Genomic DNA, 14,861 nt, shown 5'->3' with positions numbered 1-14,861 from the left:
CGACGCCAATTCCAATTGTGAAACCTGCGGAAACTCTAATTCCGACGCCGACGCCAATTCCGACGCCAATTCCAATTGTGAAACCTGCGGAAACTCTAATTCCGACGCCGACGCCAATTCCGACGCCAATTCCAATTCTGAAATCTGCGGAAATTCCAATCGTGGAACCTGCGGAAACTCTAACTCCGACGCCAATTCCAATTCTGAAACAAGCGGAAACTTCAATTGTCGAACCTGCGGAAACTCCAATTCCGACGGCAATTGCGCAACAAGCGGAAACTTCAATTGTCGAACCTGCGGAAACTCCAATTATCACACCGACGGCAATTGCGCAACAAGCGGAAATTCCAATTCCGACGGCTAAACCTGCGTCCATGCCGATCGCAAATCCGAATTATGCGATCGCCCCAACCGCACCCCCACCACGCGAAACCCCCAAACCTGCGGTAATTTCTGCTGTTGCGGAAGACTGTATGTGCGATCGCATCAATTTACCCGATCGCACTTCGATTCCCGGCCCCAACATCGCTGCAAACACCCTCACCGATACAAACGGTAAAGATACTCTCACCGGCAGCGATATTAATGACAGCATCAACGGTTTTAACGGCAGCGACTTGCTAATTGGCTTATTGGGCAGCGACAATATTTACGGCGGCTTTGCTAGCCCGGTTGCTGTGGGCGCGGATGCAGACAGCGACACGATTTTTGGCAACGAAGATAACGACTACATCGTTGGGCACGCTGGGAATGATGTTATTTATGCGGGTAAAAATGACGATCGGGCGATCGCCGGCAAAGATGATGACGTAGTTTGGGGCGACAAAGGCAGCGATACGTTGCTTGGGGATGAAGGTGGCGATCGTTTATTTGGCGGCACTTCTGACTCCTCTGACGGCGATTTTACAGGAAAAGATTTACTTTTTGGGGATAACGGCAATGATGTCTTGCACGGGCAAGAAAGCGAAGATACTCTTGTTGGCGGCGAGGGCAACGATACCTTACACGGCGGCAAAGATAACGATCTAATTTGCGCCGAATCAGGCAACGATCTGCTGTTTGGAGATTTGGGAAGTGAAACCATCTGCGGCGGCGACGGCGAGGATACGATTTTCGGAGATATTGACAATATCGCGACGGATGCTAGCAGTCAAAAAGATTATTTGTGCGGCGGTAGCGGCAACGATCTAATTTTTGGCAATGAAGATGCGGATAAATTGTGCGGCGGTGAGGGTGACGATACTCTGTACGGCGGCAAGGGTGACGATATTTTGATTGGTGGAATTGGTGGCGATTGGTTGATTGGAGATTTAGGAAACGATACGCTGCAAGGGGGAAGCGGGCGCGATTACTTTTGCTTGAGGGCGGGGGAAGGTGGCAATGTAATTGCTGATTTTAGGCAAGGTGAGGATTTATTAGTTTTGACGGAAGGGTTAAAGGTCGATCGGCTCAGCATAGTTCAAGATGGCGGTGCAACTTTAATCAAAATTGCCAACAGCGATCGAATCTTAGCTACCCTCAACGGCTTACCAGCTAATCTCATCACCCAACAGGATTTTATCGTAATTGAGTTTGGTTTGTAGTTTTAAGATAGCGGTTGAAACCGCTGCGAGGGTGCAAAATCGGATCTGCTGACGCTTGGGTGCGATCGCCCTTCTGACAACCGCAAGGTAAACTAAAAGCAACCCCTTCTTCACCCCAATTTACCTATGCCTCGCTGGTTCAATACCGCTGGCCCCTGCCGCGCTGACATCCACTATATGCTGCCTGCAACCAGTCGCCTCCCCAACCTAGAAAGACTGATTGCCCAGGAAAACTATTTCGTCATCCACGCACCGCGACAAATCGGCAAAACCACTGCCATGTTGTCTTTAGCCAAACAACTCACCGAAAGCGGACAATACACCGCCGTCATGCTGTCAGTTGAAGTGGGCGCACCTTTCAGTCAAGACATTGCTGGTGCTGAAGATGCCATTCTCGGTGCTTGGCGAGATAATATTGCTTTCCGCCTTCCGAGTGAACTTCAACCTCCAGATTGGACAGGCATCGAGTCAGGACAAAAAATTAGGGCCGCTTTACAACTTTGGGCACAGTCTTCAACTCGTCCTTTAGTTATTTTGAGCGATGAAATTGATGCCTTACAAGACCTTGCTTTAATTTCAATTCTACGTCAATTACGCGACGGTTATCCCAATCGTCCAAACGCTTTTCCTCAATCAGTTGGTTTAATCGGTTTGCGAGATGTCCGCGATTATAAAGTGGCGGCGGGTGGCAGTGACAGGCTCAATACGTCCAGTCCATTTAATATTAAAGTTCGTTCCCTCACTATGCGGAATTTTAACGCTGCTGAAGTGGTCGAACTCTACAACCAACATACTGAAGATACCGGACAAGTTTTTACTCCAGAAGCCTCAGCTTTAGCTTTTGAATTGACTCAGGGACAACCTTGGTTAGTGAATGCGCTAGCTAAAGAAATCGTAGAAGAGTTAGTCACTGATGAATCAATAGAAATTACAGCAGAGCATATTTTAACCGCTAAAGAGATTCTGATTAAACGACAAGATACCCATTTAGATAGTCTAGCCGAACGACTCAGAGAAAACCGAGTCAAAGCCATTATCGAACCGATTTTAGCCGGACGAGAATTGCCAGAGTCTTCCAATGACGATCGCCAATATTTGGTAGACTTGGGCTTACTCAAACGATCTCCGGCTGGGGGGCTAGTCATCGCCAATCCGATTTATCGAGAAGTTCTGCCGCGAGTTTTAGCCCAAGGCCCCCAAGATAGTTTACCGATTATCAGTCCCAGTTAGTTGGGCGATCGCGGAGAATTAAACACAGATGCTCTTCTCGATGCCTTTCTCGCCTTTTGGCTGCAACATGGCGAACCGTTGCTAAAAAGTGCATCTTATCCAGAAATTGCGCCGCATTTGGTGCTGATGGCGTTTCTCCATCGGGTGATTAATGGTGGGGGAACGTTGGAGAGAGAATATGCCATTGGGCGCGATCGCATGGATCTGTGTTTGCGTTACGGTGAGGTGACACTGGGAATTGAACTGAAGGTGTGGCGCAATCGGAAAGTCGATCCTTTGACTAAAGGATTGGAACAGTTGGATGGATATTTAGCGAGATTGGGACAAGATTCGGGTTGGTTGGTAATTTTTGATAAAAGAGATAATGCACTAGAATTAGAAGAACGGCTGAAAACTGAAATTCATGCTAGTCCATTGGGGCTAGAAATTACAGTCATTCGTGCGTGAGGATTCTTTATGCAAGGTGCATATCTCGACAGCATTATTGCAGCAACTCGCGGTAGGAAGAGGTAAGAAAACATTCTTCGTGCAGAGGGTTATCCGGTACTTGCGGCGACAAAGCTAATACATTCTCGAAATTGCCAATAAAACCTGTCCCCTCAAACCAGAGTCTATCTGTGTGTTTTAACGGCTGGGAAAGAGTGCGCCAGGGAATTTTCAATTGTGCGATCGCACTTACACACAACCAATCCCTAAAAATACCGTCTTGACAGCGATTCGCTGTGACTCGTCAACTCGGGTTTTAACGAAATTGGCAAAAACACTAATACATCCAAATACCACCACCAGCGCTGAGGAGGAATAGCTTCAGCTTTTCTAATTTCAGCTAAATTGACAAAGCGCGACAACTCATGGTAAAAATCGTTTACCTTTTCAATTAATTGGCGATCGCCCTTGATGAGCAATGTCTTTTCGGCTTCACTCAAGTCAGACTCGATTTCTGCGAGGCGATCGCGAATTTGCAGCATTTCCCAGTGTTCCGCACCGCTGACATCAGGAAACTCAACACTAAGGCCATACTTTTTTAACAAAAAATTGATATCCAAACAGATTTATCCAAAAGGTTCGTAGTGAGGACTTTAGTCCTTCTTAGCTTAACTCAAGAACGGACTGAAGTCCGAACGATCAAACCAACTAACAGGTTCGATCGTGCGGAATGCAAGTCCTTCTTAACTCAAGAACAGGTTCGATCGTGCGGAATGCAAGTCCTTCTTAACTCAAGAACGGACTGAAGTCCTGACTACCAACCAATGCCCTATTTAAAACCAGTCAACACCCCATAAATCGCCCAAATCGCCATCGCCCGCAAATAGTGACTCGCCCGAAAAGTCCCCCCCGCCGTAATCGCTTCCGGCGTGCGAAACTGCAACCCATTCTCATAAATCTGCTTCACCACCGCATCCGTCAACTTAAACGCTTTCTCCTCCATTCCCATCTGTACCAAAAAAGCCGCCAACCCAAAATTAATCCCCGTCCAAACTTCCAAAGGATGAGTCGCATTCGGATTTTCCGGCGAACCGTTCAGCATCACCCCATTCGCAGCGCCGAACTCGCCATCATTAAACTTCAAAAAACAAGATTCATACACAGTTTCTAAAGCGCTGACGGCACATTCAGGCGGCACAATATCCGGCAATCCCAACAGTTTTGCGTAAAATTGACCGCACAATTGGTCGGCCATCACCACTTCGGAATTACTCTCGCTGTCCAAACGGTAATATTGACCGTTCCACAGTTTTTCTTGATAGCTGGGTCTTGCTTGTAGCAGCCAACTGTGATATAATGCAATCTTCTCTTGCGGGTTAGGCACGATCTGCGGTGTTGCATCTTCTAATATTTCGCCGATCGCGATCGCACTCTCCAGCGCCGCCAACCACAAACCGCCGCAATACGCACTAATTCCCCGCATTTGCCAATCATCAAACGTCTGATCCGGCGCACCCGAATTCTCAGGAATACCGTCCCCATCCTCATCAAAAGTTTTCAGATAAGCCAAAGCCTCAACAATTGCCGGCCAACACTCTTGCAAAAACTCACAATCTGTGGCACCAGTAAACAGGAAATCCCGATAAACCTGCAACACAAAATCGCACGGTAAATCCTTCCACAAATTGCAATCTTGATAGCTAGTATAATTCGTTTTCTCCCAAGGATGTTCGTTGGGAGCACCCAAATCGTGCGGCGTCGCACCGACAGCTTTTCTAATAGCCGCAGCTTGATTCCAGCCAATAACTCGCGGCGTATTATCTCCCGCAGAAATTGCCCTAGCAAACGCGATCATGACCGACTTTTCTAAGTCAGGCCACAGCATCAACAAAGCAAAAGAACCGTAAAGCCGCACGTCCAAACTTTCGTACCAGCGGTAATCAATACATTCCAAAACTCCAAATTGACCTTTCGGATCGCGTTCGTCCGCCGCACTCCAAAGAGTACCGCCGTCAGTCAAAACGTACAACTCATTAAACAGCGCCATTTTAAAACTGTCTGACAAATCAGTCCGTTCTAAAATCGGTTTTTGCCAAGCTTCAATATTTTCGCGCCAAGTATCCGAATGCTTCATCGCCGTGCGAATAATCGGCCAAGCATTTTTGCCGTTGCGCCCGAAGAAATCCGTATAGCGGCGGTAGTACCAAACTCCCGATGCAAATTCAGTAACGGGCAAATCCCAAGCTATGATAAAGGGGATTTTGCGAGTTTTTCCGGGTCGAATAGTAAAGCGAACTGCGATCGCACAAGCCAACTGTTCTCCTGCGGCTGCTGCTGTCTCGTCTTTGTCATCCAACAAGAAACCTTCCGCAGAAAAGTTGCGCCAAATATCGTCGCCATTCCCCGCCGGGTTCCAGCGAGTTTGATAGAATACTTCTACCGCCGGATTGGTAATAGTTGCAATCGCCCATTGTCCCTCCCCCTCTTGCGGTTCGTCCTCAGCAGTCAACCGCGTCATCACGCAACCGATCCGGTGAAAATCTTCCACCAACAAATTCAAATTTCCGGCACTTTCTCCCCACCTGGGTTGATAGTCATAAAATGGACTACCATCATCTCGCACCTTCACGGGAACCCCCCCGTACCCCCCCTCAGTAAGGGGGGGCTGGGGGGGTACAGCATTAGTAAACCAACCGACAATATTCTCCCAAGTCAGCATGATGCTGAGAGTAATCGGCGCATCTGTAGGATTGTGCGCCACCCATTCAAACATGGCAACTGGATAACTGCTTTCCTGATAATTGTTCGGCAAAATTGGCGAAAATTGCTCGCAGCTTAATTGAGCCTCAAATACATTCTCATAAACAAACCAACTGCGCGGATACAAAGCATGATAAGTGCCAGAATTAGACTTTACCCGTCTCCCTTCATCCTGCTGTATTCTATCCGTTACATCCGTTACAAAATCCGCTGCCGAACTTCCTTCTTCCTTCTTCCTTCTTCCTTCGCAAGGATACCATTTCCAACTCGATAAACTGCCATCGGTTGGCGGTTCAGTGGACAGTGCAAAAGCTTGTTTCTTGCCTTGAGTTTCTTCAAAAACGCTGAACTGACAAGCGGGCAAACTGCGAAAAATGTGCTCCCCGCCGTCAATGTGCCAGAGGTTGAAGTCGCCGCGGGGCGATCGCCCGATGCAGCCGGCACCGAACCCGCCCAGAGGCATTCCGTGCCAGGGCCCGTCGTCGAGATTGCTTGCGTAGCGGACTGTATAGGGATTCTCCCAACCGAGGCCGATGGGACGTTTCCAGGTGTACGGGGGGATGTTTGGAGTAGATGTGCGATCGTTCATAATTTATTTTATCAGCAAGGGCGATCGGTCAAATTCCGCTAGAGCTTTAATAGTATAGATCCCATTTGACATCTCAATTTGGGGCGTCTTGCCTCGCGTTACCAAACATCAGTTAAATCTAAAATAAATCCCGGCAACACATCTTCCCCAGACAAAGTGCTGGGATTGTCTAATATTTCCACATCTCGATCGTGTCTGTATATCTCAACTTTCTTGTTTTTGCGATCGATTAACCATCCCAAACGCGCTCCATTGGCGATGTATTCTCGCATTTTTTCTCGCAATGGTTCCATGTTGTCAGATTTAGAGCGCAATTCTACAACAAAATCCGGACAAATGGGAGCGAAACCTTCTTGTTCTTTGGCTGTGAGAGTTTGCCACCGTTCTAATTTAACCCAGGAAGCATCAGGGGAGCGATCGGCCCCATTGGGCAGTTGAAAACCAGTAGAAGAGTTAAATGCTACTCCCAGCTTGGTTTGGCGGTTCCACAACCAGACTTGTCCTTCTATATCTAGATTGCGCTTACCTGTATCGCTTCCAGTCGGGGGCATAACAATTAATTCTCCTGTAGCAGTTCTCTCTAGCCTTAAGTCACGGTTGACGGCAGCAATTTGCTGGAACTGTTCGTGAGTTACTTTGAAGGTTTGGGGAATGGTAATGGTGTTGTTGAGCATACTGTGCGGCCTCGCGATCGGCTATTACCTATTCTATTGTGTCACAGTCTTTTCTTTACTATATGAATCATAAATATCAAGTCATATCGTTTTTGGCTGCATTGTCAGTCATGGACGCGCTTCGATCGAAGAAACCGGGTTTTTTACCGAGTCTTCGGGTTGTGACGAGGATTTGGGAAAAACCCGGTTTCTGGGCCCCATACTAAGTCCTGAAATTGAATATATCGAGCTTATAGATCGATTGAACTCTCACCCTACAAGTGCAATATACCCAGTCAACAGCTTGAGAAACCGGGTTTCTTCAAGAAACCCGGTTTCTGTAACTACTGCCCATCGCCAATTAAAATTAAAGGCGACCAGAAAAAGGGATGACTATTAATCTGACTGAGTTTCGCTTGCCTCAGTGCTTCGCTTTTGCTCATGCCTTTTTTGATGTTTTGATAGAACTGAATTGCGATATCTTTAGTCTTTGTGTCTGGCGCAGTCCAAAGGCTGGCGATGACAGCTTTGGCACCAGCGCGTTCAAACACGTAGGCAACACCAGAGATTTGTTCGCCGTTTACATCGGTTTCTTTGGCAGTTTGACAGGCACTCAGAGCTAGTAATTCGGTGTTTTGCAATCCTAGTAAAGCTGCATCGGCAATATCGTATTCTTTATCAGCAAACAGGATAGTATTGGCTTTCATGTTTAAGTTTTTACAGCCTTCGAGCTGGAAACAACCGTGAGTTGCTAGGTGCAAGAAGGGAAAGCGAGGTGCTTCGGTTTTGAATCTGTCGAGGGTAGCATCTTGGTGAATATAGGATTTACTGCTTGGGATAATTTTTTCGATCGCTTTAACTTCCGCTTCGGCTTCCTTTAGAATATATGGTTCAATAGGTTTAGGATTGCCTAGCGCTAAAATGGGAGTCGTGCTACCAGATGCCAACCAGAAGGCGACTCCACCTGAAACTACAACTAGAATACCGGCTGCTACAATCCCGAATTTGCGAAATACTAAGAAACCGAGTCCGCCAATGATGGCAATGAATGCAATGCCTTGAATCGATGGGATGTTTTTTAGCGGTGTAACTAATTCCATCTGTTGGCGATTTTGCCAGGAACGAGGAGAAATGAAGGTGAGATAGTTGATGGGATATTTTTGAATTAGGTACTTGTCAGTTTTGCTGTCGTAGAGAGTCTCAAAGGGGAGATATCGCAGTTGCCTGGGGGCAATGATACTCACCTGAGTGTTGGATGCCGTCGGAATTTTGTATGCAACTGGACGAATGAGGATATTGTACAGCTTTTCGCTATTGGCGTTGTAGTCGCTGGTATCTTTGCGGTTTTCTAATTGTTTGCTGTATTGGGTGAGTAGTTGATTGAATTCTTTGGGATTAATGGTTTTTTGAGTGACGGTCAATTTATCTTTGGTGATGACAAAGATGGCAATTTTATTGAATTCTGTCAGCAAGACGGGGTGAATAATCACGGTTCCTGACGGGATATTTTTTCTCAGTTGGTCAATATCCGCCAGTTTGGTTTCAAAGAGTTCGGCAACTTCGGGAAAGCTGCGGGAGATGTCTTCGGCTTGTTTGTTGACTTTGGCTTCTAAGTCCCGCATTTGTCGGGAACGATCTTGTGAAAAATTCTGTTGTAATTGCTGCCGTAGGGATTGAAGTTGCTGATGCTTTTGATTCCAGTCGTCAATTGCTTTTTGGGCTTGGGGATTGGCAACTTTGGCGTCAATCAGGCGAGTATAGTCAGCGAGTTCGGCATTAGTGACACGGTTAATCCATTCGTAGGCTCGATCGGGTTGGTTTTGCTTGATGAGGAGATCGACAAGGGCAACCGCTGTTGTTGTTTGAGTCTCCAAAAACTCTTGTCGATTTTCTCGCTGTAAACCACCCCGCATTTCTAAGGTGATTTTGACTGCTTCCTCGAAAAGTTTGATAGCTTCAGTAGGTCGTTTGGTATTTCGGTAGACAAAACCGATATTACTCAGCGTGGTAGCTTCCCGGGCGCGATCGCCCACTGCTTTGAAAATCGGCAAAGCTTGGTTGGGGTATTCCAAGGCTTTCTGCGGTTGCTCGATGCTAAAGTAGACCGCACCGATATTATTCAGCGTCGTAGCAACACCAGCGCGATCGTTGGCTTCCTTACTAATTGGCAAAGCTTGGTTATAGTATTCTAAGGCTTTCTGCGGTTGCCCGATATTATGGTAGACCAAACCGATATTATTCAGCGTGGTGGCTTCCAGTGTGCGATCTTCCACTTCCCTGCTAATGGGCAAAGCTTGGTTGTAGTATTCCAAAGCTTTCTGCGGTTGCCCGATGCTAAGGTAGACAGCACCGATATTATTCAGCATAGTAGCTTCGTGTGCGCGATCGCCCACTGCTTTGCTAATGGGCAAAGCTTGGTTGAAGTAATCCAACGCTTTCTGCCATTGCCCGATGCTATCGTAGACCCTACCGATATTATTCAGCACCCTGGCAACTTCTGCCCGATAGCCTACTGCTTTGAGAATCGGCAATGCTTGGTTGTAGTATTCTAAGGCTTTCTGCGGTTGCCCGATATTATGGTAGACCAAACCGATATTATTCAGCGTGCTGGCTTCCACTGCGCGATCTTCCACTTCCCTGCTAATGGGCAAAGCTTGGTTGTAGTATTCCAAAGCTTTCTGCGGTTGCCCGATACTAAAGTAGACCGCACCGATATTACTCAGCATGATAGCAACGCCTGGGCGATACCCCATTGCTTTGATAATGGGCAATGCTGGGTTGTAGTATTCTAAGGCTTTCTGCGGTTGCCCTATGCTACGGTAGACTCTACCGATATTATTCAGTGTCCTGGCTTCCCCTGTGCGATCTCTCACTGCTTTGAGAATCGGCAAAGCTTGGTTGTAGTATTCCAAGGCTTTCTGCGGTTGCCCGATGTTATCGTAGCTCAGACCGATATTATGCAGCGTAGTAGCTTCCACTGAGCCGCCCACTTGTCTGCTAATGGGCAAAGCTTGGTTATAGTATTCCAAAGCTTTCTGCGGTTGCCCGATGCTACGGTAGACTCCACCGATATGATTCAGCGTGGTGGCAACTCCGGCGCGATCACCCACTTTCCTCCGAATGGGCAAAGCTTGGTTGTAGTATTCCAAGGCTTTCTGTAGTTGCCCGATGTTATTGTAGCTCAGACCGATATTATCCAGCGTCATAGCTTCTTCTTTGCGATCGCCCACGGCTTTAAAAATTGGTAATGCTTGGTTGAAGTAATCCAAGGCTTTCTGCGGTTGCCCGATGTTATCGTAGTTAAAACCAAGCCCAAGCAGTGCGAGCGCTTCAGATTTTTTATCTTTGAGTTGTCGGGAAATAGCTACAGCTTTCTGCAAGGTATCTATCGCTTGTTGATGTTGTCCTTGCTGCGTCTGTTGCACCGCTTGCTTTTGAAGTTGCTCTACTTGTTGACGCTGGGAATTTTGAGTTTGCCCCCAACTAGGTTCAACCATCAATGGAACCGTCAGCGGAGACAAGCCAATCCCTAGCGCTAAAATACTGCCTAAAATGCGTTTCATAAACTCTTTCACTTTAATTGCAAAACTGACGCAAATAAACCCGGTTTATACAGAAAATCGTGACTTTATCCAACCGAAAACGACAAAAAAACCGGGTTAGAAACCCGGCAACTTTTACTTATCAAACGCTGTTACCTTGAGCGTCATCTTTCCCGCAGCAGAATCCAACTGCATTTGCTCCAACCTAAAGCCACTGTTCGCCGCTACTTGCTGGATACCTTTCTGCTTTGTCTTATCCAAGGACGTTATCTTTACTTCCGCCATATCTGGATTTTGCAGTTTAAAATCGCTCAGCGGAATTCGTTCCCAATTGTCTAGCACTGGTTTTGTCTTATCCTCCCCCCGGATTTTTAGCACTCCATTGCTGACAAACTTAACTTGGCCCTTAAACGTCACTTTCTTATCCTTAATTTTGTCGATGGGTATCGATACGGCAGAACCGCCACCGGGAGTAATTTGTATTTGTTTCTGACTTAATGCCGTCAACCTACCCGACTTAGACTTACCATCCTTCAATGTCACTTCTGCTTTATCTGGCAACAGGACTTCAATGGTTTGCTGAACTTTCAGAACCCCAGGACTGGATGGATTGTTTGAAGTTGTTTGCGTTTGGCTGCCACACCCAGCTAAACCAGTCATTGCCGTCAAGAGTGCTAATACGCCTAATATCTTCAATAATCCGTTCATACTTTTAACAGTGCTCTGTATAGACCTATACTTCCTATAACCTAAATAGAATCTCCATTCCGGAAATTTACTGTTCAGAAACGAATTTTTAGTCACAGAACCCTATTTCGGTAATCCTCCGTGTCCCAAAATTCCCCATCTAACCCAGAACCTAGCATTTTAGGAACCTTTGCCAGTATCCTTGGCTTACTCAGTGCGGCACTGTTTTTCACAGGCTGGATTTACCGCTGGGCTTATTTTGGCTTTTTTCAGCTAGAAGTCACTACCCTGGACTTACCCTTTGAGTCATTTTTGTTCGTTCCCATCCAGGTATTTCTGGGGAGTTTCTCGGCATTCTGCCGCACGGTGTTTGCCGTTATCCTGACAGCATTGGTGATTCAATTAACCTTACGTGGGATTAAATGGCTCAGCACTAAGCTAGCTCAAAACCCAAATCAGTCGGTAACATCGACCCAGCCACCCGGTCAACAACGAAATAGGCGAAGAGTTGGTAGAATTGCGCGATCGCTCCTGTTATTCCTCACCGCCAAACACCAGCGATCGCTCCTCAATGAAACAATAATAGTAATCTGGATTTTGGTTGCTTTGTTTTGGTTTGCCCGGTGGCAAGGCATTGCAGACGCAAGACTGGATGCGATCGACAATACTTCTAATTTGCCTGTTGTGACTGTATTGTTTACAGCGGAAAAGAATATAGCATTAGGACGGCAACTGGCAGACTTATCAACAGATCCCCCATTAAAAGATATCCGAATTATTGGAGATAAAGCTTTATTCGATCAACTGCGGGGACGGGAAACAAACGATACAAGCGATCCGCAAAATCCCAGAGTGTGGCGGTTATTAATCAATCGCGGTGGTCAATTGTATGTGTTTAAAGCTTTACATAAAAGTGCATCTGCTAAAGAACGTCCTCTGGTTTTATCAATTAGCGAAAAACAGTTGTTGATTCTGAGTCCAGAAGCAACTAAAAAGCCGTAAGTAGCGCTCCCCCCTAGCCCCCAGGGCTGCGGTAAAGCCAGTCAATGCTTTGAGCGAAGGCAGAAATTTTTCTGTTCCAAAAATACATCTGGATTCATTACAGTTTTCTCTAAATTAGTTAACTGGCTTTGGGGAGATTTGGCGATCGATGCTTTTCAGGTTTAATTATCCGGCAGCTTCAGCCGGATATTTTCAAGTTGATCGTATTCCCAAAGAGATAGTCATTCTCAGAAATTACCCACTCCGATCGCAAAAACCGGGGTTTTATATGTTTCTGCGCTGCGATCGAGTTTTCTCAAAAAAAATCGGTTTCTGGACTCCTATCTCTAATTTCTATATGTAGTTTGACACGCCACTTTATCGCGGTAGAACATCATCTAACCGAAGTTGCAAGCTGGTTAACAAAGGAGAAATAATCCGATCGCCGAGGCGAAATTGTTGCTGGGTGTAATCTTGGTCAATCAGTTGGCAAACGGTGATAGTAGGTTGTTTCGGTTTGCCGATAAAAGCCACGCCCCCCAATCCGCGATCGTCCACGATCCAATATTCGGGAATTCCTAAAAGAGCATATTCTTCCACTTTTCGAGCATAATCTGTTTCCCAGTTAGTGCTGACTACTTCTACAACTAATTTAATCGTTCGCCCCAGCGCAATTACAGGTTCTCTTTCCCAAAGGGGCTCGCTGACAATAGCGGTTTCATCTAATACGACAATATCAGGACGGCGGGCAGTAGCTGCATCTGAAAATGGACGGATCAAACAAGTGCGGGGAATGAACCAAGGTAGTTTTTCTGCTGCGATGGCGATGCCGATTTGAGTTGCTAGTTTACCGCTGACGGTTTCGTGAGGGCCTGTGGGTTACCTGTCAACTAATTCTCCGTCAGCGAGTTCGTAGCGGAAGTTGTCACAATATCGATCGAGGAATGTTTCAAAAGTTAAGATTTTTGGCGCGGTGTAAGCCATTGGAAACTAATAGTTTTTTGCTTAAAATCTTATTCTATCAACTAACCAAATCCCAAATCAGAACCTTTCCCCGCGTGTACCAAAGCCAACTTTTCGTAACGCTTAGCGTGTTCCACCAACTCCGCTGCTTCTTCCTCAGAGACCTCCCGCATTCGCTTGGCAGGCACTCCCGCGACTAGCGTATGAGGGGGAACGTCCTTGGTGACAACCGCCCCTGCACCGACGATCGAGCCTGTTCCCACCCTCACTCCGTCCAGGACGATCGCCCCAATCCCGATCAGGCAGCCCCGTTCAATGTGAGCTGAATGAATCACGGCTCGGTGTCCGACTGTCACGAAATCTTCTAAAACAGTCGGTTTCCCCGGATCGCCGTGCAGAATTGCTCCATCTTGGATATTGGTACTTTTGCCGATCGCAATTCGCTCTACATCCCCCCGCAGCACCGCCCCGTACCAGATACTAGCGCCCGCTGCTACCTCTACCCTGCCGATGACAACAGCGCCTTGAGCGACAAAAGCCGCTTGGGAGAGATCCGGCGCGGGCCAATAGGCAGGAAGTTCAGGCAGAGGTTTGTTGAGATTGCTCATCTTTTTGGTCGATCGTGATACTTCTAGCAGATTAGCTGGTTCTTGATACGGGATATAATAAGACTATTTGCCACTTTTGCAGATAAATATGCTGGGACGCAATAAATGATTGAAGTTGCCTTGCAATACCCGATGTTTGGCCCGGAAATTCAGTGTCCCCACTGTCGCCAAACAATTCCGGCTTTAACACTCACGGATACCTATTTGTGTCCGCGTCACGGGGCATTTGAGGCAGATCCAAAAACGGGCGAACTGGTTCACCTTCAGTCTGGGCGGCACTGGCGCCGCTGGGAGAGTGAATGGTATCGCCAGCACACGCACCCGGACGGGATTCGGTTTGAAATTCACGAAGCGCTCGATCGACTCTATACTCAAGGCTACCGAGCAACTCGCGTGATCGTTGCCCAACGCTATCGGGACTTAATCAGCGCTTATTTGGAACGCAGCACGCCTTGGCGGGGTCAGCCGGACTCGCCCCGCCCCAGGCTGTACGGTTTACCTGTTGATTTTAGCCCCGATCCTCAAGAGGAGCCTTGTTGGGAAGTGATTAATTTTGATTTGGAAAAAGAGCCGGGAGTTCCGATTAGATATCCCTATTTTCGGTTGTTTGAATAGTCAGTAATCAGTTGACAGTTGACAGTTGACAGTTGACAGTGGCAGTTGGCAGTAGTCAGTAGTCAGTAGTCAGCAGTCAGTAGTCAGTAGTCAGTAGTAATTATTAGTGATTAGTGATTAATTATTTATTAGTGATTAGTAATTATTTATTAGTAGTAACTGCCAACTCCCAACTGTCAACTGTCAACTGTCAACTGTCAACTGCCAACTGCGAACTGTCAACT

Annotated in this window: 11 protein-coding genes and 2 pseudogenes; 5 read left to right on the top strand and 8 right to left on the bottom strand. The window is 46.9% G+C overall.

From position 1 onward, the window contains the following. From QUB63_RS25305 to QUB63_RS25295, 3 genes and pseudogenes are all read left to right on the top strand, one after another. Positions 1 to 1,583 (top strand): annotated as a pseudogene (locus QUB63_RS25305) (Calx-beta domain-containing protein); the annotation flags it as partial. A gap of 126 nt (positions 1,584 to 1,709) precedes the next feature. Next, on the top strand, positions 1,710 to 2,813 hold the full coding sequence (locus tag QUB63_RS25300) for an AAA-like domain-containing protein (protein ID WP_332948096.1): 1,104 nt from the start codon (positions 1,710 to 1,712) through the stop codon (positions 2,811 to 2,813). Further along, positions 2,814 to 3,260, top strand: a complete 447-nt coding sequence (locus QUB63_RS25295; RefSeq protein WP_332948095.1) for a hypothetical protein — start codon at positions 2,814 to 2,816, stop codon at positions 3,258 to 3,260. Positions 3,261 to 3,294: 34 nt separating this feature from the next. On the opposite strand, the gene QUB63_RS25290 is transcribed toward QUB63_RS25295, so the two are convergent. The 6 genes from QUB63_RS25290 to QUB63_RS25265 all read right to left on the bottom strand — a co-directional run bounded on the left by QUB63_RS25290 (position 3,295) and on the right by QUB63_RS25265 (position 11,491). After that, the gene (locus tag QUB63_RS25290; RefSeq protein WP_332948094.1) at positions 3,295 to 3,474 is read right to left on the bottom strand and encodes a hypothetical protein; all 180 of its coding nucleotides are present in this window, start codon (positions 3,472 to 3,474) and stop codon (positions 3,295 to 3,297) included. Between the two features lie 31 nt (positions 3,475 to 3,505). Next, positions 3,506 to 3,844 carry a hypothetical protein gene (locus tag QUB63_RS25285; RefSeq protein WP_332948093.1) on the bottom strand — a complete coding sequence of 113 codons (339 nt, stop codon included), beginning with the start codon at positions 3,842 to 3,844 and terminating at the stop codon, positions 3,506 to 3,508. A 224-nt stretch (positions 3,845 to 4,068) separates the two neighbouring features. Further along, entirely contained in the window at positions 4,069 to 6,588 is a 2,520-nt protein-coding gene (locus QUB63_RS25280) for a GH116 family glycosyl hydrolase (protein ID WP_332948092.1), read from the bottom strand. A gap of 98 nt (positions 6,589 to 6,686) precedes the next feature. Further along, the gene (locus QUB63_RS25275) at positions 6,687 to 7,262 is read right to left on the bottom strand and encodes a Uma2 family endonuclease (RefSeq protein WP_332948091.1); all 576 of its coding nucleotides are present in this window, start codon (positions 7,260 to 7,262) and stop codon (positions 6,687 to 6,689) included. A gap of 323 nt (positions 7,263 to 7,585) precedes the next feature. Further along, complete coding sequence (locus QUB63_RS25270; RefSeq protein WP_332948090.1) at positions 7,586 to 10,804, bottom strand: CHAT domain-containing protein; 3,219 nt, start codon at positions 10,802 to 10,804, stop codon at positions 7,586 to 7,588. Between the two features lie 114 nt (positions 10,805 to 10,918). Next, positions 10,919 to 11,491, bottom strand: a complete 573-nt coding sequence (locus QUB63_RS25265; protein ID WP_332948089.1) for a hypothetical protein — start codon at positions 11,489 to 11,491, stop codon at positions 10,919 to 10,921. 120 nt (positions 11,492 to 11,611) lie between these two features. Between QUB63_RS25265 and QUB63_RS25260 the strand changes: the two genes are divergently transcribed. Continuing rightward, complete coding sequence (locus tag QUB63_RS25260; protein ID WP_332948088.1) at positions 11,612 to 12,472, top strand: hypothetical protein; 861 nt, start codon at positions 11,612 to 11,614, stop codon at positions 12,470 to 12,472. 357 nt (positions 12,473 to 12,829) lie between these two features. Here QUB63_RS25260 and QUB63_RS25255 read toward each other — a convergent pair. After that, a pseudogene (locus tag QUB63_RS25255) lies at positions 12,830 to 13,435 on the bottom strand (Uma2 family endonuclease). Positions 13,436 to 13,476: 41 nt separating this feature from the next. Next, complete coding sequence (locus QUB63_RS25250) at positions 13,477 to 14,022, bottom strand: gamma carbonic anhydrase family protein (protein WP_332948087.1); 546 nt, start codon at positions 14,020 to 14,022, stop codon at positions 13,477 to 13,479. A gap of 105 nt (positions 14,023 to 14,127) precedes the next feature. On the opposite strand from QUB63_RS25250, the gene QUB63_RS25245 reads away from it, so the two are divergent. Next, complete coding sequence (locus tag QUB63_RS25245) at positions 14,128 to 14,637, top strand: TIGR02652 family protein (protein WP_332948085.1); 510 nt, start codon at positions 14,128 to 14,130, stop codon at positions 14,635 to 14,637. Positions 14,638 to 14,861 lie beyond the last annotated feature (224 nt).

This window comes from Microcoleus sp. ARI1-B5 (assembly GCF_036705795.1).
GTDB lineage: Bacteria > Cyanobacteriota > Cyanobacteriia > Cyanobacteriales > Microcoleaceae > Microcoleus.
This window is presented reverse-complemented; position numbering and strand designations above follow the sequence as displayed.

What these genes read in the sequence shown, in the direction of transcription:
- QUB63_RS25270 (WP_332948090.1), bottom strand. Translation starts at nt 10,804, where the DNA reads ATGAAACGCATTTTAGGCAGTATTTTAGCGCTAGGGATTGGCTTGTCT.
- QUB63_RS25245 (WP_332948085.1), top strand. Translation starts at nt 14,128, where the DNA reads ATGATTGAAGTTGCCTTGCAATACCCGATGTTTGGCCCGGAAATTCAG.
- QUB63_RS25280 (WP_332948092.1), bottom strand. Translation starts at nt 6,588, where the DNA reads ATGAACGATCGCACATCTACTCCAAACATCCCCCCGTACACCTGGAAA.
- QUB63_RS25250 (WP_332948087.1), bottom strand. Translation starts at nt 14,022, where the DNA reads ATGAGCAATCTCAACAAACCTCTGCCTGAACTTCCTGCCTATTGGCCC.
- QUB63_RS25275 (WP_332948091.1), bottom strand. Translation starts at nt 7,262, where the DNA reads ATGCTCAACAACACCATTACCATTCCCCAAACCTTCAAAGTAACTCAC.
- QUB63_RS25265 (WP_332948089.1), bottom strand. Translation starts at nt 11,491, where the DNA reads ATGAACGGATTATTGAAGATATTAGGCGTATTAGCACTCTTGACGGCA.
- QUB63_RS25300 (WP_332948096.1), top strand. Translation starts at nt 1,710, where the DNA reads ATGCCTCGCTGGTTCAATACCGCTGGCCCCTGCCGCGCTGACATCCAC.